Here is an 18,591-nt window from a genome sequence, read left to right as displayed (position 1 = left end):
CGAATCGGGGAGTCGGAACCGGTGGGACATGCTCGTGCCCGACCCCGGTGCGAGCACACGGGGTCGGGCACGAACCTACTACTTGATCAGTGCGATCGCAGCGTCGACCTTCTCGCGGAGCGAGTCGGAGATCGGAGCCGAGCCGGCATCCGTCGCGGCGACGTCCTGGCCCTCGGGGCTGGCGATGTACGAGAAGTACGACTTGACGAGCTCGGCGTTCGCCGGGTCCTCGTACTGCTCGCAGCCGATGAGGTAGCTCACGAGCACGATCGGGTAGACGCCGGCCTCTTCGGAGGTGCGGTCGATCTCGATCGCGACGTCGCCCTCGGTGCGGCCCTCGGCGAGCGGCGAGTGGTCGACGATCGCAGCGGCGGCCTCGGGCGAGAACTCGACGAACTCGTCGCCGACCTTGACCGAGACGGTGCCGAGGTCACCGGCGCGCGAGGCGTCGGCGTAGCCGATGGTGCCGGTGCCGTTGGTGACGGCGTCGACGAGGCCCGAGGTGCCCTGAGCGGCCTCGCCGCCCTCGATCGGCCACACGCCGTCGGCCTCGGAGGTCCAGACGTCGGGAGCGACCGCACCGAGGTAGTCGGTGAAGTTCTCGGTCGTGCCCGAGTCGTCGGAGCGGTGCACGGGGGTGATGGCGAGGTCGGGCAGCGTCGCGTCGGGGTTCTCCGCGGCGATGGCCGGGTCGTTCCAGTTCGTGATCGCGCCCGAGAAGATGCCGGCGATCGTCGCGGCGTCGAGGTTGAGCGAGTCGACGCCCTCGACGTTGAAGATCACGGCGATGGGGGAGATGTACAGCGGCAGCTCGACGATGTTCGAGTCCGCGGCGCAGGAGGCGAAGCCGCCCTCGGCGATCTCCTCGTCCTTGAACGCGCGGTCCGAGCCGGCGAAGGCGCTGGCGCCCTCGAGGAAGGTGTCGCGGCCGGCGCCGGAGCCCGAGGGGTCGTAGTCGATCGTGACGTCGGGGTTCGCGGTCTGGAAGCCGGCGATCCACGACTGCTGCGCGGTGTCCTGGGACGACGCGCCTGCGCCGACGAGGTTGCCGGAGAGCGTCGAGGTGGATTCCTCGGGTGCGGCCGCGCCGCCTTCGTTCGAAGCACAGGAGCTGAGCGCGAGCGCCGCAGTGACGGCGACGACGGCGGGCACGCCGAAACGCTTGAGGTTCACGTGAGGTTCCCTTCCAGGGAGTTCGATTGCAGGTCCGGGTCGGTGCCGACCCGCCTGCGACGCTATGCAGCGCGCCTTACGAGCATGCGCTGAAGTGGTGAACGGAAGGTGAACGACCGCTGTCCGATGCGGATCGCGGCCCCTGGAGGCACGTGATCCGGGCGTCAGGCTCGCGGTGCGTGGGTCTCGATCGAGATGATGCCCGAACCCGAATTCGTCGCCGAGAGGTGCACCACGCTGAACCCGCCGGGCTCGAGCTCGGCGGCATCCGTCACGTAGGAACCGAGCGGCGTCGACGTGGCGAGGGCGATCTCGCGCACGATGTCGGGCAGCACCGGCCCGTGACTGCAGATGACGGCGGAGCGACCCGACCGCACGCGCTTCCCGACGACCCGTCGCACGTCGGCGTCGCCTGCGGACCAGGCGTCCTGGCTGATGCGCTCGTCGAACTTGACCTTGATCCCCGTCGCCGCCGACAGCGGTCGCACCGTCGTGACGCATCGCACGGCGGGGCTGGACACGATCCGGGTCGGATGCCACGCCTTCACCGTCTCGACGAGTTCTGCCGCCTGCTGCACGCCTCGCCGGCTCAGCGGGCGCGCGGTGTCTGCCTCGTGCCAGGTCGACCGTGTGATCGCCTTCGAATGCCGGAGCAGGATCAACGGGAAGGTGCTCGTGACGCCCTGCTCGACGAGCAGGGAGAAGTTCTCGAGGATCTCGACGTCGGGGGCGTACGAGAGATAGGTCCGTGCCCGCTTGATGGTGACCCACTCGAGGGCGGCCACCTCGCCGTTCGGCTTGAACGTGGAATTCTGCAGTGCGCGGTCGCTCACCTCGCCGGCCCAGTAGTGCACGACCTTCTCGCGCCCGTTCGGCATCAGGTAGCGCGAGATGCCCAGCGGCACGCCGAGGGCGATCTCGAGTCCGGTCTCCTCGGCGATCTCGCGCACGGCCGTCTGGGGGAGGGTCTCGCCCGGGTCGACCTTGCCCTTCGGGATCGTCACGTCGCCGTGGACCGTGCGATGGATGAGCAGCACGTGCATGCGGCCGTCGATGATGCGCCAGCACACGGCGCCGGCCGCGTAGACCGCCGTCTCCGCGGTCACCGGCGATGTCCGGATCGGGTGCTGCGCTGGCCGATCTCGAGCATGAGCGCAGCCTGGAGGTCGACGAGCGGGAGCCCGTCGTCGTCGGTCGTGTGGCGGGTCCAGCCGCCCTCGCCGTCGAGATGCCACGAACTCGTGCGCTCGTCCATCGCGAGGTCGAACTGCGAGGAGATCTCGTTGACGTGCGCGGGCTCGGTCAGCCGCACGAGGGCCTCGACCCGACGATCGAGGTTGCGGTGCATCATGTCGGCCGAACCGATGTAGGTCTGCGGGTCGCCGTTGTTGACGAACGAGAAGATGCGGGAGTGCTCGAGGTAGCGGCCGAGGATGGAGCGCACCGTGATGTTCTCGCTGAGTCCGGGGATGCCGGGTCGCAGGCTGCAGATGCCGCGGACCCAGACCTCGACCTTGACGCCGGCGTTGGACGCGCGATAGAGCGCGTCGATGATCGCCTCGTCGACGATCGAGTTCACCTTGATGCGGATGCCGGCGGGCTTGCCCTGCTCGGCGTTGCGGACCTCGGTGGCGATGAGCTTCAGCAACCCCTTGCGGAGGTGCAGCGGCGCCACGAGCAGGCGCTTGAACTTCTTCTCGATCGCGTAGCCCGAGAGCTCGTTGAAGAGCCGGGTGAGGTCCTTGCCGACCTGGTCGTCGGCGGTCAGCAGCCCGTGGTCCTCGTAGATGCGGCTCGTCTTGGGGTTGTAGTTGCCCGTGCCGATGTGGCTGTAGTGGCGCAGCGTGCCCTTCTCCTGGCGGATCACGAGGGCGAGCTTGCAGTGGGTCTTCAGGCCGACCAGCCCGTAGACCACGTGCACGCCTGCCTTCTCGAGCTTGCGCGCCCAGGTGATGTTCGCCTGCTCGTCGAACCGGGCCTTGATCTCGACGAGCGCGAGCACCTGCTTGCCGGACTCGGCGGCGTCGATCAGCGCCTCGACGATGGGGCTGTCGCCGGAGGTGCGGTACAGCGTCTGCTTGATGGCCAGCACGTCGGGGTCGGCGGCGGCCTGCTCGAGGAAGGCCTGCACGCTGGTCGCGAACGACTCGTAGGGGTGGTGCAGGAGGACGTCCTGCCTCGAGACGGCCTTGAAGATGTCCGCACGCAGGTTCGTGTCGGACGGCTGCAGCTGCACGGCGGTCACCGGCACGTGCGTCGGGTAGTGCAGCTCGGGGCGGTCGAGCCGGGAGAGCACGAACAGGCCGCCGAGGTCGAGCGGTGCAGGAAGGCGGAACACCTCGTGGTCGGTCACGTCGAGCTCGCGCACCAGGAGGCCGAGCGTGACCTCGTCCATGTCGTCGGTCACCTCGAGGCGGATGGGCGGGCCGAATCGCCGGCGCAGCAGCTCCTTCTCGAGTGCCTTGATGAGGTTCTCGGTCTCGTCCTCCTCGATCTCGACGTCTTCGTTGCGGGTCACCCGGAAGACGTGGTGCGCGAGGATCTCCATGCCGGGGAAGAGGTCGCCGAGGTGGTTCGCGATCAGGTCCTCGAGGGTGATGTACCTGGCGTCCTCGATGGATTCCGTCGGATCGACGCGCACGAAGCGCGGCAGCATCTGCGGCACCTTGACGCGGGCGAACTCCTGCCGGCCGGTGCGGCTGTTGCGCACGCGGACCGACAGGTTCAGGGAGAGTCCGGAGATGTACGGGAACGGGTGGGCCGGGTCGACGGCCAGGGGCATGAGCACGGGGAAGATCTGCGACGAGAAGTACCCGCGGAGGTGGCTGCGCGCGTCGTCGCCCAGCGCCTCCCACGTGACGACGTGGATGCCGGCCTCGGCGAGGGTGGGCTTCACGAGGTCCTGGTAGACGCGAGCGTGCCGTTCCTGCAGTTCGTGCGCCTGCTGCGAGATGTCGCTCAGCACGTCGAGCGGGGCGCGCCCGACGTTGGTGGGCACCGCGAGACCCGTGATGATGCGTCGCTTCAGTCCCGCGACGCGGACCATGAAGAACTCGTCGAGGTTCGACGCGAAGATCGCGAGGAAGTTCGCGCGCTCGAGCACGGGCAGGTTCGGGTCCTCCGCGAGTTCGAGGACCCGTCGGTTGAAGGCGAGCCAGCTGAGTTCGCGGTCGAGGTACCGTTCGGCCGGCAGTTCGGGGGCGCCCTCGATGTCGAACGGTTCGAAGTCGTCGTCGAAATCGCTCATGGTCGAGCCGTCGTCGAGAGTGCTGTCCACGGTCATCCTGACATCATGCCATTCGCGGTGTTCGGGCCGGTGAACGAGGTGTCAACGGGCCGTGACGGGGGCGCCTTCGTCGTCTTCGTGCACGTTGAACCGGTAGCCGACGTTGCGGACGGTGCCGATGAGGTTGTCGAGGTCGCCGAGCTTGGCGCGCAGGCGGCGCACGTGGACGTCGACCGTGCGGGTGCCGCCGAAGTAGTCGTAGCCCCAGACCTCGCTCAGCAGCTGCTCGCGCGTGAACACGCGCGACGGATGCGCGGCGAGGAAGCGGAGCAGCTCGAACTCCTTGTACGTGAGGTCGAGCGTGCGCCCGTGCACCTTCGCCGAATAGCTGGCCTCGTCGATGACGACGCCGGAGGTCTGGATGCGCTCATTCGGCTGGGTCGCCGCCGCGCGCCCGAGTGCGAGCCGGATGCGGGCGTCGACCTCGGCGGGGCCGGCGTGCTCGAGCACGACGTCGTCGATGCCCCAGTCGGGCGTGACCGCGGTGAGGCCGCCCTCGGTGACGATGAGGATCAGCGGCGACGAGAGCCCGGTCGTGCGAAGGATCTGCGACAGCGCCTTCGCCCCGGCGAGGTTCGTGCGGGCGTCGAGGAAGACCAGATCGGATTCGGGCGCTCTGACCAACTGCTCAGGCGATGCGGGAATGATCCGCGTTCGGTGAGACAACAGGGACAGCGCCGGGAGAACTTCGTCGTTTGCCGCCGGCGACAGGATCAAGAGCTGCGCCACGTACACCCCTCCAGGAGTAAGTTCGTCAATACTACGGGACACCACGTGCCGCACCACGACACGAGCGAGGATGACATGCAGACGCAGAACGATACACGCGGCCCCGCCATCGCGGTTGCCGCGGTCTGGGCGCTCGCCGTCGTCGGCGCCGTGATCGTGCTCGCCCTCGCGTTCGGCGGCACCGAGCAGTGGTTCGGCGAGTCCGGCCCGCTCGGCGTGTACGACGCGCTCGGGGTGGTGTTCGCGGCATCCGTGCTCGGTGCGCTGCTCGCGCAGCTGATGACGCGCCGTCCGCAGGGCTTCGTCGTGCGGGCGAGTGCGAGCATCGGCGGCGCCGCGGTCGTGCTCGGCGTCGCGGCGGCGATCGTCGCGCCGACGGTCGTCTCCTGAGCGGATAGACTCGGAGCATGTCGCAGCTGCTCGCCCTCGAACTCCTCTTCATCGGTCTGCTCGGTCTCGCGAGCCTCTCGATCGCGTGGATCAGCGGTGTCGTGGTCTACAAGCTCTTCAAGGGGCAGCGCTGAGCGCATGATCGACCTCCCCGTCGACCTCCCGGCCGAGCTCGTTCCGCTCTCCTGGCTCCTCGGAGTCTGGGAGGGGTCGGGCGTCATCGACTACACCGTCGGCGACGAGAAGATCACGCACGAGTTCGGGCAGCGCCTGAGCTTCAGCCATGACGGCCTGCCGCACCTGAACTACACGTCGTACACGTGGCTGTTCCCCGACGATGCCGATGGCGAGCCGCGTGCGCTGGCCACCGAGACGGGGTACTGGCGCATCGCGCGCGAGCTCGGCGAGCCCGATCCGGGCCCCGCCCTGCTGCCCGGTGTGGGTGAGCCGCGCTACGGCACGGCCGACGACGTCGAGGCGCTGCGCAACGCGTCCGGCGGCTTCGACCTCGAGGTCTCGCTGGTGCATCCCGGCGGGGTGTCCGAGCTGTACCTCGGTCAGGTCAAGGGTCCCCGCATCGACCTCGCGACCGACGCGGTCATGCGCGGCGCCGGTGCGAAGGAGTACGCCGCGGCGACCCGGCTCTACGGTCTCGTCGAGGAGCACCTGCTCTGGGCGTGGGACATCGCCGCACTCGGCCAGGACCTGCGCACCCACGCATCCGCACGTCTCGCGAAGGTCGACTGATGACGACGTCCCCGTTCCTCTCCCTGCCCGCCGCCGTTCCCGCCGAGGGCATCGACGAGGGCGTGGCCGGTCACTACGGCAACCCGATCGTCGAGCAGCGCCACCTCGAGCGCGGCGAGGCCATCGTCGACCTCTCCGACCGGGGCATCGTCACCGTGGTCGGGCCCGATCGGCTGACCTGGCTGCACTCGATGGCGAGCCAGTCGCTGGCGCGCCTCCGTCCGGGCGAGAGCGCCGAGGCACTGTTCCTCGACGCGGCCGGGCACATCGAGCACGTCGTGCACGTCGTCGACGACGGCGAGACCGCCTGGCTCATCGGCGAGCGAGCGGATGCCGCGCCGCTGGCCTCCTTCCTCGACCGCATGCGCTTCATGCTCAGGGTCGAGGTGTCCGACCGGTCCGACGAGTTCGCGGTGCTCGGAGCCATGTCGGCGTCGGCGCTCGACGCCGCGGTTCCGGCCGCCTCGCCCGCCGGCATCGCGCTCGACTGGGTCGACCCGTGGTCGACGCGCATTCCGGGCACGCACCGGTATGCGAGCGACGCCGGGCACCCGGCATCCGACTGGCATGCGATCGAGCGCATCGTGCCCCGTTCCGCGCTGGCGGATGCCGCAGACGCCGTTCGCGCCGGGCGCGTGGGCGTCGCGGGCTCGCTCGCGTTCGAGGCGCTCCGCGTCGCCGCGTGGCGACCGAGGCACGCGACCGAGGTCGACGAGAAGAGCCTGCCGCACGAACTCGACTGGCTGCAGAGCTCGGTCGACCTGGGCAAGGGCTGCTACAAGGGGCAGGAGACGGTCGCGAAGGTGCTGAACCTCGGCCGTCCGCCGCGCCGCCTCGTGCTGTTGCACCTCGACGGCAGCGACACGGTGCTGCCCGTGCCGGGAGACGAGGTCGTCGGCGTCAAGGTCAGGCCCGAGCCGGTCGACGGCGACGAGCCCGAGCGCAAGGTGGTCGGGCGCATCACGTCGAGCGCGATGCACCACGAGCTCGGGCCGGTCGCGTTGGCCGTCGTCAAGCGCGCGGTGCCCGGTGACCTGCCGCTCATCGTCCTGAGCCACGGCACCGAGGTGGCGGCGGCGCAGGTCGAGATCGTGCCGGCCGACGCACGTGCCGCGGTCGACGTTCCGCGGCTCCCGCGGCTCGGCGCACGCCCCTGATCACCCACTGAGCCGCGTTCAGCCTGGCTCGACGGCCGACCACGGCAGCGTGAGCTCGCCGAGCCGTGCGCGACGAGGCCCGCCGATCACGGGCCAGCCCTCGTGGCGCAGGGTCGCACTCGTGGCGATCCACCGCTGCGACGGCCCGTAGACCGCCATCGGCGCGTGCACCTGCCACGCCCGGTCGAGCGCACCGAGCAGTTCGTGGATGCGCTCGCCCGGGACATTGCGATGGATGAGGGCCTTCGGCAGCCGCTCGGCCACGATCGACGGGCGTTCGAGGCCCGAGCGCCGCAGGCTCACCGTGAACGTCCTCGGGCCCGACGGCCCGAGGCCGACCCAACTCGAGACGCGGCCGAGCTCGTCGCAGGTACCCTCGACGAGCAGGCCGCCGGCGGCGAGCCTGGAGCACATCATGCGCCAGGCGCCCGGCACGTCGGCCTCGTCGTACTGGCGGAGCACGTTGAACGCGCGGATGACCGCCGGTCGCCGGTCGCCGGGGGTCGGCACCTCGAACCCGCCGATGGCGAAGCCGACGGCGGTCGCCGCGTCGAAGTGGGTCTCGCCGGCGCGCACCCGCGCGAGCTGCTCGTTCGCGGTGCGCACGCGCTCGGGTTCGATCTCGAGCCCGAGGACGCTCACGTCGGGTCGTGCGTGGGAGAGCCGGGACGCGAGCTCGAGCGCCGTCACGCCGCTCGCCCCGTAGCCCAGGTCGACGACGTACGGGTCGACGGCGTGCCGGAACGCGGGATGCGCGGCGATCCACCGATCCACGCGTCGCAGGCGATTGGTGTTCGTCGTGCCGCGGGTGACCGTGCCGACCCGCTGCCCCGGCCGGAGACGTCGCGGATGAGGCGAGGCGTCGTGGGGCATGCTCCAAGTCTGCCAGCACGTGACGGGCGGGACATCCGCTCGCCGCGGCATCCGCCGGGCTCGTCACCGACCGACGCGGGGCGAGGACGGAGGATGCCTCACGGCTAGGCTGGAGCCATGCCACACACCCTCGTGCTGCTTCGCCACGGCAACAGCGAATGGAACCAGAAGAACCTGTTCACCGGTTGGGTCGACGTGCGACTCAGCGAACTCGGGCGCACCGAGGCCGCCCGCGCGGGCGAGCTGCTCGCCGAGTCCGGCCTCCTCCCCGACGTGCTGCACACCTCGGTGCTCACGCGCGCGATCCAGACCGCGAACATCGCGCTCGACGTCGCCGACCGCGCCTGGATCGACGTGCGTCGCACCTGGCGTCTCAACGAGCGCCACTACGGCGCCCTGCAGGGCCTCGACAAGGCCGAGACGCTCGAGAAGTACGGTCCCGAGCAGTTCCAGCTGTGGCGCCGGTCGTTCGACGTGCCGCCGCCCGTGCTGGCCGACGACGCCGAGTACTCGCAGGTCGGCGATGCCCGCTACGCCGGCCTCGCCGACGACGAGCTGCCCCGCACCGAATGCCTCAAGGACGTCATCGAGCGCATGCTCCCGTACTGGCACGAGGGCATCGTCCCCGACCTCGCCGCGGGCAAGACGGTGCTCGTCACCGCCCACGGCAACTCGCTGCGTGCGCTGGTCAAGCACCTCGACGGCATCAGCGACGACGACATCGCCGAGCTGAACATCCCCACCGGCATCCCGCTCGTCTACGAGCTGGGCGACGACTTCACGCCGCTCGCCCCCGGGCGCTACCTCGACCCCGAGGCCGCCGCCGCCGGCGCCGCGGCCGTGGCCGCGCAGGGCAAGAAGTAGTCTCGACGAGACGACGCGAAAGGGCGGGGGAGTGATCCCCCGCCCTTTCGCATTCCGCCGGCGGGTGCCGGCGAGCGGCGGATGCCGCGTGCAGGTCGTGTCAGACGCCCGCGCTGATGTCGGGGTCCCAGTCGCCCGTCACGAGGTACTGGACCTTCTTCGCGATGGACACGGCGTGGTCGGCGAAGCGCTCGTGGTAGCGGCTCGCGAGCGTCGCGTCGACGGTGTCGGCGGCCTCGCCCTTCCACTTCTCGCCGAGCACCGTGTCGAAGACCGAGAGGTGCAGGTCGTCGACCTTGTCGTCCTCGTTGCGGATCTCCTCGGCGAGCTTGACGTCCTCGGTGCGGAGCAGTTCCGCGAGCTTCAACGCGATCTCGACGTCGAGCGCCCCCATGTCGGCGAACGTGCCGCGGAGCTTCTTCGGCACCACCTTGTCGGGGAACCGGTAGCGCGCGAGCTGGGCGATGTGGGTCGACATGTCGCCCATGCGCTCGAGCGAGGCGCTGATGCGCAGGGCGCTCACGACGATGCGGAGGTCGCGGGCGACCGGCTGCTGCTTCGCGAGGATGGTGATGGCGAGCTCGTCGAGCGCGACCGTGCCCTGGTCGATGCGGTGGTCCTCGGCGATCACCTCCTCGGCGAGGCTCACGTCGGACTCGTTGAACGCGCGAGTGGCCTTGTCGATCGATGCGGCGACGAGCTCGGCGATCTCGACGAGTCGCTCCTGGACCTCCCGCAGTTCCTGCTGGAACACCTCACGCATGAATGGATTCTTCCTTCTCTCGGCGGAAGCGGCGCGCGAAGCGCACGCTTGAGCGCCCGGTTGACGCCAGGCCCCGACATCGTCCCGTTCGAAGGTGAACGGGAGGTGCCGTGGGTCTGAACACTCGTTAACCTACCGCCGCAGCCGGCGGGAAGCGGCGATCGGGCCGATCATCGTGTGGTTACGCTACAGACATGGATTCCATCTGGTTGGTGCTCGTCGCGCTGGCCCTCGGCGTGTTCCTCGGCGCCGGTTTTCTGCTCACGCTCTACATGGCGGAGCGCCGAGGAGCGCGTGCGGCGAACGTCATCGCGCCCAGCATCCCCGACGGCGTGGAGCAGGTGCTCGAGGTCCTGGAATCCGCCGGCATCGTGCTCGATCCGTCGAACAACGTGCTCAAGGCGTCGCCGGGCGCGCATGCCCTCGGCCTCGTGCACGCGGGGGCGTTGACCCATCCCGAACTCCTGGCGCTCGCGGCATCCGTGCGGCGAGACGGCGAGACGGTCACCGAGGAGATCTCGGTCAACCGCGGTCCGTACGGCGAGTCGACCATGCGGCTGCACGTGCTCGTCGCCCGCCTCGGCACGCGCTTCGTGCTGCTGCTCGCCGAGGACCGTACCGAGGCGCATCGCCTCGACGAGGTCCGGCGCGACTTCGTCGCCAACATCAGCCACGAGCTGAAGACGCCCATCGCCTCGGTGAGCCTGCTCGCGGAGGCGCTCGAGATGGCCGCCGACGAGCCCGACCAGGTCCGGCGCTTCGCGAGCCGGCTCTCGACCGAGGCCACGCGCCTCGCGCACATCACGAGCGAGGTCATCGAACTCTCGAGGCTGCAGGCCCGGGACGCCCTGCGGCCCGACGTGCTCGTGTCGGTCGACGACGTCGTCTCCGAGGCCGTCGACCAGAATCGCATCGTCGCGGCGGCCAAGCACGTCGACGTCGCCGTCCGCATCGTGCCGGGCGCGCAGGTCTACGGCGACCGCTCCCTCATGATCGTCGCCGTGCACAACCTCATCTCGAATGCGATCGCGTACTCCAACGAGGGCGGTCGCGTCGGCGTCGGCGTCAAGGTGCACGACGACGCGGTCGAGATCGCCGTCACCGACCAGGGCATCGGCATCGAGGGCGACGACCTCGACCGCGTGTTCGAACGGTTCTTCCGGGTCGACCAGGCCCGCTCGCGCAACACCGGCGGGTCGGGGCTCGGCCTCAGCATCGTGAAGCACACGGTGCAGAACCACGGCGGCGACGTGCGCGTCTGGTCGCAGCCCGGTCGGGGCTCGACGTTCATGATCCGACTGCCGCTCGCCGAGTCGGCGTCGGAACCGTCGTCGCCGAAATCCGGAGCGGCCGGCACCGCGCATTCGCCGGCGCCGTCGAAGCCGTCATCGGGTGGCAAGAAGCGCACACCGCATCCGGTCCGCTGACCTGATCGACCACTGGCCGGCGCTGCACGCCGAGCCCCATCCGAGGAGAGAACCGCCCGTGACCCGCATCCTGCTCGTCGAAGACGAGATCGCCCTGAGCGACCCGCTGAGCTTCCTGCTCGAACGAGAGGGCTACGAGATCGAGGTGGCCGCCGACGGCCCCTCGGCGATCGCGGCGTTCGACCGGAGCGGGGCGGACCTGATCCTGCTCGACCTCATGCTCCCCGGGCTGCCCGGCACCGAGGTCTGCCGGGAGATCCGGGCGCGCTCGAACGTGCCGATCATCATGCTCACCGCGAAGGACTCCGAGATCGACATCGTCGTGGGGCTCGAGCTCGGCGCCGACGACTACGTGACGAAGCCCTACTCGACCCGCGAGCTCCTGGCCCGCATCCGCGCGGTGCTGCGCCGTCGCCTCGACGCGGAGGACTTCGACGACGCCCTGCTCGAGGGCGGCAGGGTCCGCATGGACGTGGATCGCCACACGGTCGAGGTCGACGGCGAGGCCGTGCCCATGCCGCTGAAGGAATTCGAGCTGCTCGAGCTGCTCATGCGCAATCCCGGGCGAGTGCTCACCCGGGGCCAGCTGATCGACCGCGTGTGGGGGTCCGACTACTTCGGCGACACGAAGACCCTCGACGTGCACATCAAGCGCATCCGCTCCAAGATCGAGCAGCAGCCCTCGGAGCCCGTGCAACTGGTCACCGTGCGCGGACTCGGCTACCGCTTCGAGGCCTGACGGGCGCGCAGCGGACGACCCGCCCTGCTGCGCTCATGACGATGGCCGCGGCATCCGCACCTCTCGGTGTTCGGATGCCGCGGCCATCGTCGTGCAGCGGGGCGCGAGGCTACGGGGCGAGGCCCTCGTAGAGGCGGCTGTCGAGCACGGGGACCTCCTTCTCGAGGCCCTCCTCGCCGCCGTACTGGAAGAAGATCGGGGTGAGTCCGCCGACCTCGGCGTCGATGCCCTCGAGCAGGAGCGGCTCGGTGTCCTCGGAGCCGAGGACGACCGTCTCGTGGGCCGGGACCTCGAGGTCGACGGAGTCGGCGCCGGTGGGCTCGATCGTCAGGGTGAGGTCGCTGTCGCCGGTGTTGACGACGGTCATCACGAGGTTGCCGTCTTCGCCGTCGTCGCTCACGACGAGCACGTTGCGCAGGGCGAGATCGCCGATGGTCGCGGAGACCCCGTCACTCGCGTCGTAGTGCTCGGTGGTCGCCTGGTAGGTGACCATCGAGCAGCCGGTCGCGCCGATGGCGAGACCCAGAGCCAGAACAGCGGATGCCGCGAGACGCGCCTTCACAGAACCTCCAAGTACGGGCGTGCAGGCGGGCTCTCGCCGCAAGCACAGGAATCGAATCCGAGTGTAGCCTAACGGCGTGCAGCGGCCCGGGCATCAGCGGCGGAACCTTAGCACGAACCTGAATGTGATATCCTGAAAGTTGCCGGAAGGACATACATTCATGCTTTTTGAGGTTGGCGAGACCGTCGTGTATCCGCACCACGGTGCCGCGACGATCATCGAAGTCAAAGACCGCGTCATCAAGGGCGAGACCAAGAAATACCTGAAGCTGAACGTCACGCAGGGTGATCTCGTCATCGAGGTCCCTGCCGAGAATGTCGATCTGGTCGGCGTCCGCGACGTCATCGGCCAAGACGGACTCGACAAGGTGTTCGAAGTGCTGCGGGCCCCGTTCACCGAGGAGCCGACCAACTGGTCGCGCCGCTACAAGGCGAATCTCGAGAAGCTCGCCTCCGGCGACGTGATCAAGGTCTCCGAAGTGGTTCGCGACCTGTGGCGCCGCGACCAGGATCGCGGCCTGTCCGCAGGCGAGAAGCGCATGCTGGCCAAGGCCCGTCAGATCCTCATCTCCGAGCTCGCGCTCGCAGAGAAGACCGACGAAGAGGCTGCGTCGACCGTGCTCGACGAGGTCCTCGCGTCCTAGTCTCCCGACGGCATCGCGGTCGATCCCGACCGCGGTGCCGTCGTCGTGTCCGGGCGAGGGCGGATACGCTCGAACCATGAGTGCCTCCACGGTCGCCGTCATCCTCGTCGCCGCGGGCAGCGGCAGCCGGCTCGGTCACGCGGAGCCGAAGGCCTTCGTCCCGCTCGGACGCTCCGACATCCTCGGCGTCGCACTCGATGCCGTCCTGCGCATGCAGGAACGCCCGCACGTCGTCGTCGTCGCGCCCGAGGCGCGCGTCGCCGAGGTGCGGGAGCGATTCGCGAGGGTCGCGGCCGCGGCATCCGCCCCCTTCGACGTGGTGGCGGGTGCCGAGAGTCGGCAGGAATCCGTCGCGGCGGGACTCGCCGTGCTGCCCCGCCTCGTCGACACCGTGCTCGTCCACGACGCCGCCCGACCGCTGACCCCGCCTGCGCTGTTCGACGAGGTGGTCGCGGCCGTGCGCGCGAGGGGCCACGGCGTCGTGCCGGGCCTGCCCGTCGTCGACACGATCAAGCGCGTCGAATCGGGCCGTGTCGTCGAGACCGTCGACCGCGACCGGCTCGCGGCGGTGCAGACGCCGCAGGGCTTCCCGCGCGAATCGCTCGACGAGGCGTACGGCGTCGTCGGCTCGCTCGCCGAGCACACCGACGACGCATCGCTCGTCGCGGCCGTCGGCCTCCCGGTCGACCTGGTCCCGGGCGACGCGCGCGCCTTCAAGATCACGGTGCCCGAAGACCTCCGGCGCGCCGAACGACTGGTTCGCGACGAGAGGCCCGAGATGACGCACGCCGGACACGACCGCCCGCACTCGGCCGGGATGCGCATCGGCACCGGCGTCGACGTGCACGCCTTCGACGACGACGCCGCCACCTCCCTCTGGCTCGCCGGTCTCGAATGGCCGGGGGAGCGCGGACTGTCCGGGCACTCCGACGGCGATGCGGCCGCCCACGCGATCTGCGACGCCCTGCTCGCGGCTGCGGGCCTCGGCGATGTCGGCGCCGTCTTCGGCACCGCGGACCCGAGGTTCGCCGCAGCCCACGGCGATGTGTTCCTCGCCGAGACGCGGCGGCTGGTCGAGGCATCCGGATTCCGCATCGTCAACGTCTCGGTGCAGGTCCTCGGCAACCGTCCGAAGCTCGCTCCGCGACGCGGCGAGGCCGAGGCGCTGCTGTCGGGCGTGCTCGGAGCGCCCGTCTCGGTCGCCGCGACCACGACCGACGGCCTCGGATTCACGGGGCGCGGCGAGGGCGTCCAGGCGATCGCGACCGCCCTGCTCACGACCCGCTGAGCGGCGCAGCACGCCGCCGCCGGGCGGGCACAGCGGATGCGCGGGCGCGCGCCGGTAGGCTTGCGAGGTGACCGTGCGACTCTACGACTCGAAGGCCCAGGCCCTGCGTGACTTCGTGCCCCTCCGCGAGGGACACGTCGGCATGTACGTCTGCGGACCGACGGTGCAGTCGAGCCCCCACATCGGGCACCTTCGCAGCGCCCTCGTCTACGACATCCTGCGCCGCTGGTTCTCGTACCGCGGGTACGACGTCGCGTTCGTGCGCAACGTCACCGACATCGACGACAAGATCCTCGACGCCGCCACGGGCGAGGAGTGGTGGGCGCTCGCGTACCGCGTCGAGCTCGAGTTCCAGGCGGCGTACGCCTCACTCGGCATCCAGCCTCCGACGTACGAGCCGCGGGCGACCGCGAGCGTGCAGCAGATGCAGGAGCTCATCTCCCGGCTCGTCGAGGCGGGTCACGCCTACGCGGCTCCCGATACCTCTGGCGACGTGTACTTCGACACCGCGAGCTGGTCCGGCTACGGCGAACTCACCCGCCAGGCCCGCGACAACATGGAGGCCGCGGCCGACGCCGATCCGCGCGGCAAGCGCGACCCCCGCGACTTCGCCCTGTGGAAGGGGCGCAAGGCCGACGAGCCCGCGTCCGCGTCCTGGCCGTCCCCCTGGGGTGAGGGCCGGCCCGGCTGGCACATCGAGTGCTCCGCGATGGCGACGAGGTACCTCGGCGCCGAGTTCGACATCCACGGCGGTGGACTCGACCTGCGCTTCCCGCACCACGAGAACGAGCTCGCCCAGTCGACCGCCGCGGGCGACGCGTACGCGCGGTACTGGGTGCACAACGGCCTGGTGAACATCGGCGGGCAGAAGATGTCCAAGTCGCTCGGGAACTCCGTCTACGCCGGCGACCTGCTCGGGCTCGCGTCGCCGCTCGCCGTCCGCTACCTGCTCGGTGCGGCGCACTACCGCTCGACGCTCGACTACGCGCCGACGTCGCTCGCCGAGGCCGAGGCCGCGGTCGACCGCATCCGCACGTTCCTCGAGCGCGTCGAGCGGCGCCTGGCCGGCACGAGGTTCGCCGGCGTCGGCGCACCCGTGATCCCCGAGGCGTTCGGCCTCGCCATGGACGACGATCTCGGCGTTCCTCAGGCACTCGCCGTGCTGCACGACACCGTGCGCGCCGGCAACCAGGCGCTGGACTCCGACGAACTGCACGAGGCCGCGGAGTTGCAGGGCCAGGTCGGCGCCATGGTCGGCGTGCTCGGCATCGACCCGCGTGACCCGAAGTGGGCGCCAGACGCCGGGCCTGCGGCATCCGCGCTCGAGGCCCTCGTCGACCGACTCATCGAAGACCGCCACGCGGCGCGCGCAGCCAAGGACTTCGCCGCCGCCGACCGAATCCGCGCCGAACTCTCGGCTGCGGGCATCACCATCGAAGACAGCCAGACCGGCACGCATTGGAGCTTGGAATCATGAAGGGCAGCAGCAAGCCGCGCGCCGGAGCCGTGCGCAAGGCCAAGGGCAAGCAAGTCGGATCCGGAGGCCAGGGGCGTCAGGCGCTCGAGGGCAAGGGACCGACGCCGAAGGCCGAGGATCGCGCCTGGCATCCCGCAGGCAAGCGCAAGGCGGCGCAGGAGCGCTACGCCGCATCGGGCGGAAAGGGCGGCAAGCCCGCCGGGAAGGTCGCTGGCCAGGGCTCCCGCTCCGGTGCGCCCCGCGGTGCGTCGGGCGCCTCGCGTCGCTCGAAGTCGGGCGACGAGTCCGAGATCGTGACGGGTCGCAACTCCGTCGTCGAGGCGCTCCGCACTCGCATCCCCGCGACGACGCTCTACGTCGCCGCGCGCATCGAGATGGACGACCGCGTGAAGGAGGCGATGAAGATCGCCACCAACCGCGGCATCCCCATCCTCGAGGTCATGCGACCCGAGCTCGACCGCCTCGCCGGCGAGGGCGGCGTGCACCAGGGCCTCGCGCTCAAGGTGCCGCCGTACGAGTACGCCCACCCGATCGAACTGCTCGACGAGATCCTCGCCGGCGACGAGACCCCGCTCTTCGTCGCCCTCGACGGCATCACCGACGCCCGGAACCTCGGCGCGATCATCCGCTCGACGGCCGCGTTCGGCGGGCAGGGCGTGATCGTGCCGCAGCGCCGCTCGGTCGGCGTCAACGCCGGCGCCTGGAAGACCTCCGCCGGCGCGGCCGCGCGCGTCCCGGTCGCGATGGCGTCGAACCTCACGCAGACGCTCAAGGCGCTGAAGGAGCGCGGCGTCTTCGTGCTCGGCCTCGACGGCGACGGAGACGTCTCGCTTCCCGGCCTCTCCTGGGCCGAGCGCCCGATCGTCATCGTCGTGGGCAGCGAGGGCAAGGGCCTGTCCCGGCTCGTGGCCGAGACGTGCGACGCGATCGTCTCGATCCCGATCAGTGCGGCCACCGAGTCCCTGAACGCCGGCATCGCGGCATCCGTCACGCTCTACGAGATCTCCCGCCTCCGCGCCGAGAAGGCGTAGCAGCCGCCGCGTCGCGCTCGTGCACGGTCGCCGTGCACGAGCGCGATCGCCGTCTCAGACCTTCGCGCGCCAGTCGTTCTCGTCGTCGGGGTCGACCACCGCGACGGCGGCCGTGTCGAGCGGCACGACGTCGATGGACGTGGTGATCGCGCCGGTCTGCGGTCCGATCACGGTCGCCTCGTCGCGTCGATGACGCAGGACGGTGTTGATGTACGAGCCCACCGCCTCGGCGAGGGGGATGTCGTGACCGGCCTGCTGGGCGAGGAACCACCGGTGGTCCAGCAGTTGGTGGAACACCTCTGCGGGCTCGAGTTTGCCGCGCAGTTCGAGCGGGATCGCCCGGACGACCGGCTCGAACACGCGCATGAGCCACTCGTGGGCGACCATCTCCTCGTCGAGGGCCTCCTTGCCGTACGATGCGCGGTACGAGTCGAGGTCGTTCAGCAGGCGACGGGCCTGGTTCTCGCCCGCGTCGAGCCCCGTGAGGCGCAGCAGTCGGCGCTGGTGGTGTCCGGCATCGACGACCTTCGGCTGGATGCGCACGGTCGTGCCCGCGTCGGAGGTGCGGATCGCGAGCTCCTCGATGTCGAACCCGAGCTCGTTCAAGCGGCTCACGCGTTCGTTGATGCGCCAGCGTTCGGCGGACGAGAACGACTCGGCGCCCGTGAGCTCCTGCCAGAGGCTGCGATAGGCCGCCACGATGCCGTTCGAGATGCGCACGGGGTCGAGCTCGTCGGCGACGCGGCCGCCCGCCTCGAGGTCGAGCAGCTCGCCGGCGATGTTCACCCGCGCGATCTCGAGGTCGTTCTCGCGCTGTCCGTTCGAGAGGCCGCCCTCGTAGAGCTTGCCGGTCTCGGCATCGACGAGGTATGCGGCGAAGGAGCCGGCATCGCGCCGGAACAGCGTGTTCGAGAGCGAGACGTCGCCCCAGAAGAAGCCGACGATGTGCAGGCGCACCAGGAGGACGGCGAGCGCGTCGACGAGCCTGGTCGCCGTGTCGGGCCGGAGCGTCTGCGAGAACAGGGCGCGGTAGGGGAGCGAGAACCGGAGGTGCCGTGTGACGAGCACCGGCTTCAGGGGCTCGCCGTCGGAATCGGTGCGGTTGGTGATCACGGCGGCCGGATCGACGCAGGGGATCTCGAGCCGCTGCAGCATGCGGAGCATCTCGTACTCGCCGCGCGCCATCTCGGCCGTGGTCTCCTTGATGGCGACCACGTGGCCGGCCAGGTGCGCGAAGCGCACGAGGTGACGCGAGATGCCCTTGGGCAGCGTCGCGATGTTCTCGTTCGGCCATGCCTCCAGCGGCAGGTGCCAGGGCAGGTCGAGCAGTGCCGGATCGGTCATCGCCGACGTGATCGAAAGTGAGCCGCTCATCGTGCTTCAGCGTAGCCGTGGGCGGCACCCGCCGACGAACCGGTTCCCGCATCCATCAGCACCACGGA

General features: G+C 70.1%; 18 protein-coding genes. 10 read left to right on the top strand and 8 right to left on the bottom strand.

The features are described 5' to 3' along the window. Positions 1-78: 78 nt before the first annotated feature. From ACR3IO_RS04475 to ACR3IO_RS04460, 4 genes are all read right to left on the bottom strand, one after another. The gene (locus tag ACR3IO_RS04475; RefSeq protein WP_434069973.1) at positions 79-1,173 is read right to left on the bottom strand and encodes a phosphate ABC transporter substrate-binding protein PstS; all 1,095 of its coding nucleotides are present in this window, start codon (positions 1,171-1,173) and stop codon (positions 79-81) included. 164 nt (positions 1,174-1,337) lie between these two features. After that, positions 1,338-2,279, bottom strand: a complete 942-nt coding sequence (locus ACR3IO_RS04470) for an NUDIX hydrolase (protein ID WP_434069972.1) — start codon at positions 2,277-2,279, stop codon at positions 1,338-1,340. Then, the gene (locus ACR3IO_RS04465) at positions 2,276-4,456 is read right to left on the bottom strand and encodes an RNA degradosome polyphosphate kinase (protein ID WP_434069971.1); all 2,181 of its coding nucleotides are present in this window, start codon (positions 4,454-4,456) and stop codon (positions 2,276-2,278) included. Before ACR3IO_RS04465 ends, ACR3IO_RS04470 begins: the two co-directional genes overlap by 4 nt. A 45-nt stretch (positions 4,457-4,501) precedes the next feature. Then, complete coding sequence (locus tag ACR3IO_RS04460; protein ID WP_434069970.1) at positions 4,502-5,188, bottom strand: response regulator transcription factor; 687 nt, start codon at positions 5,186-5,188, stop codon at positions 4,502-4,504. A gap of 75 nt (positions 5,189-5,263) precedes the next feature. Between ACR3IO_RS04460 and ACR3IO_RS04455 the strand changes: the two genes are divergently transcribed. The 3 genes from ACR3IO_RS04455 (at position 5,264) to ACR3IO_RS04445 (ending at position 7,482) form a co-directional block, all read left to right on the top strand. Continuing rightward, complete coding sequence (locus tag ACR3IO_RS04455) at positions 5,264-5,578, top strand: hypothetical protein (RefSeq protein WP_434069969.1); 315 nt, start codon at positions 5,264-5,266, stop codon at positions 5,576-5,578. Between the two features lie 138 nt (positions 5,579-5,716). Further along, positions 5,717-6,325, top strand: a complete 609-nt coding sequence (locus ACR3IO_RS04450) for an FABP family protein (RefSeq protein ID WP_434069968.1) — start codon at positions 5,717-5,719, stop codon at positions 6,323-6,325. Further along, positions 6,325-7,482 (top strand): YgfZ/GcvT domain-containing protein, encoded by a 1,158-nt coding sequence (locus ACR3IO_RS04445; protein ID WP_434069967.1) that lies wholly within the window; start codon positions 6,325-6,327, stop codon positions 7,480-7,482. Before ACR3IO_RS04450 ends, ACR3IO_RS04445 begins: the two co-directional genes overlap by 1 nt. 18 nt (positions 7,483-7,500) lie before the next feature. Here the strand turns inward: ACR3IO_RS04445 and ACR3IO_RS04440 are convergent, their stop codons facing one another. Beyond that, complete coding sequence (locus ACR3IO_RS04440; RefSeq protein ID WP_434069966.1) at positions 7,501-8,355, bottom strand: class I SAM-dependent methyltransferase; 855 nt, start codon at positions 8,353-8,355, stop codon at positions 7,501-7,503. 117 nt (positions 8,356-8,472) lie between these two features. Here ACR3IO_RS04440 and ACR3IO_RS04435 point away from each other — a divergent pair, with 117 nt between their 5' ends. Then, positions 8,473-9,219, top strand: a complete 747-nt coding sequence (locus ACR3IO_RS04435; protein ID WP_434069965.1) for a phosphoglyceromutase — start codon at positions 8,473-8,475, stop codon at positions 9,217-9,219. Between the two features lie 100 nt (positions 9,220-9,319). On the opposite strand, the gene phoU is transcribed toward ACR3IO_RS04435, so the two are convergent. After that, a complete protein-coding gene (gene phoU / locus ACR3IO_RS04430; RefSeq protein WP_434069964.1) occupies positions 9,320-9,982 on the bottom strand; it encodes a phosphate signaling complex protein PhoU in 663 nt (220 codons plus the stop codon). 194 nt (positions 9,983-10,176) lie between these two features. On the opposite strand from phoU, the gene ACR3IO_RS04425 reads away from it, so the two are divergent. Further along, positions 10,177-11,409, top strand: a complete 1,233-nt coding sequence (locus tag ACR3IO_RS04425) for a sensor histidine kinase (RefSeq protein WP_434069963.1) — start codon at positions 10,177-10,179, stop codon at positions 11,407-11,409. A gap of 58 nt (positions 11,410-11,467) precedes the next feature. Then, positions 11,468-12,148, top strand: coding sequence for a winged helix-turn-helix domain-containing protein (locus ACR3IO_RS04420; RefSeq protein WP_434069962.1), 681 nt, complete (start codon positions 11,468-11,470; stop codon positions 12,146-12,148). A gap of 109 nt (positions 12,149-12,257) precedes the next feature. Here the strand turns inward: ACR3IO_RS04420 and ACR3IO_RS04415 are convergent, their stop codons facing one another. After that, positions 12,258-12,710: a hypothetical protein gene (locus ACR3IO_RS04415; protein WP_434069961.1), complete on the bottom strand. Its 453-nt coding sequence runs from the start codon at positions 12,708-12,710 to the stop codon at positions 12,258-12,260. Positions 12,711-12,870: 160 nt separating this feature from the next. Between ACR3IO_RS04415 and ACR3IO_RS04410 the strand changes: the two genes are divergently transcribed. The 4 genes from ACR3IO_RS04410 (at position 12,871) to rlmB (ending at position 17,149) form a co-directional block, all read left to right on the top strand. Further along, positions 12,871-13,353: a CarD family transcriptional regulator gene (locus tag ACR3IO_RS04410; protein ID WP_156997324.1), complete on the top strand. Its 483-nt coding sequence runs from the start codon at positions 12,871-12,873 to the stop codon at positions 13,351-13,353. 76 nt (positions 13,354-13,429) lie between these two features. Beyond that, a complete protein-coding gene (gene ispD / locus ACR3IO_RS04405) occupies positions 13,430-14,641 on the top strand; it encodes a 2-C-methyl-D-erythritol 4-phosphate cytidylyltransferase (RefSeq protein WP_434069960.1) in 1,212 nt (403 codons plus the stop codon). A gap of 67 nt (positions 14,642-14,708) precedes the next feature. Beyond that, positions 14,709-16,118 (top strand): cysteine--tRNA ligase, encoded by a 1,410-nt coding sequence (gene cysS, locus ACR3IO_RS04400; RefSeq protein ID WP_434069959.1) that lies wholly within the window; start codon positions 14,709-14,711, stop codon positions 16,116-16,118. Then, positions 16,115-17,149: a 23S rRNA (guanosine(2251)-2'-O)-methyltransferase RlmB gene (gene rlmB, locus ACR3IO_RS04395; protein WP_434069958.1), complete on the top strand. Its 1,035-nt coding sequence runs from the start codon at positions 16,115-16,117 to the stop codon at positions 17,147-17,149. The genes cysS and rlmB overlap by 4 nt, the downstream gene beginning before the upstream one ends. Before the next feature lie 54 nt (positions 17,150-17,203). Here the strand turns inward: rlmB and ACR3IO_RS04390 are convergent, their stop codons facing one another. Further along, entirely contained in the window at positions 17,204-18,523 is a 1,320-nt protein-coding gene (locus tag ACR3IO_RS04390; RefSeq protein ID WP_434069957.1) for a DUF4032 domain-containing protein, read from the bottom strand. Positions 18,524-18,591 lie beyond the last annotated feature (68 nt).

The sequence above is a fragment of the Agromyces sp. Marseille-Q5079 genome, from assembly GCF_051016555.1.
Classification (GTDB): Bacteria; Actinomycetota; Actinomycetes; order Actinomycetales; family Microbacteriaceae; genus Agromyces.
This window is presented reverse-complemented; position numbering and strand designations above follow the sequence as displayed.

Excerpts from the sequence above, each read along its gene's own strand:
- ACR3IO_RS04465 (WP_434069971.1), bottom strand. The coding sequence starts at position 4,456 with ATGACCGTGGACAGCACTCTCGACGACGGCTCGACCATGAGCGATTTC.
- ACR3IO_RS04455 (WP_434069969.1), top strand. The coding sequence starts at position 5,264 with ATGCAGACGCAGAACGATACACGCGGCCCCGCCATCGCGGTTGCCGCG.
- ACR3IO_RS04450 (WP_434069968.1), top strand. The coding sequence starts at position 5,717 with ATGATCGACCTCCCCGTCGACCTCCCGGCCGAGCTCGTTCCGCTCTCC.
- ACR3IO_RS04445 (WP_434069967.1), top strand. The coding sequence starts at position 6,325 with ATGACGACGTCCCCGTTCCTCTCCCTGCCCGCCGCCGTTCCCGCCGAG.
- ACR3IO_RS04440 (WP_434069966.1), bottom strand. The coding sequence starts at position 8,355 with ATGCCCCACGACGCCTCGCCTCATCCGCGACGTCTCCGGCCGGGGCAG.
- ACR3IO_RS04435 (WP_434069965.1), top strand. The coding sequence starts at position 8,473 with ATGCCACACACCCTCGTGCTGCTTCGCCACGGCAACAGCGAATGGAAC.
- phoU (WP_434069964.1), bottom strand. The coding sequence starts at position 9,982 with ATGCGTGAGGTGTTCCAGCAGGAACTGCGGGAGGTCCAGGAGCGACTC.
- ACR3IO_RS04425 (WP_434069963.1), top strand. The coding sequence starts at position 10,177 with ATGGATTCCATCTGGTTGGTGCTCGTCGCGCTGGCCCTCGGCGTGTTC.
- ACR3IO_RS04410 (WP_156997324.1), top strand. The coding sequence starts at position 12,871 with ATGCTTTTTGAGGTTGGCGAGACCGTCGTGTATCCGCACCACGGTGCC.
- ispD (WP_434069960.1), top strand. The coding sequence starts at position 13,430 with ATGAGTGCCTCCACGGTCGCCGTCATCCTCGTCGCCGCGGGCAGCGGC.
- rlmB (WP_434069958.1), top strand. The coding sequence starts at position 16,115 with ATGAAGGGCAGCAGCAAGCCGCGCGCCGGAGCCGTGCGCAAGGCCAAG.
- ACR3IO_RS04390 (WP_434069957.1), bottom strand. The coding sequence starts at position 18,523 with ATGAGCGGCTCACTTTCGATCACGTCGGCGATGACCGATCCGGCACTG.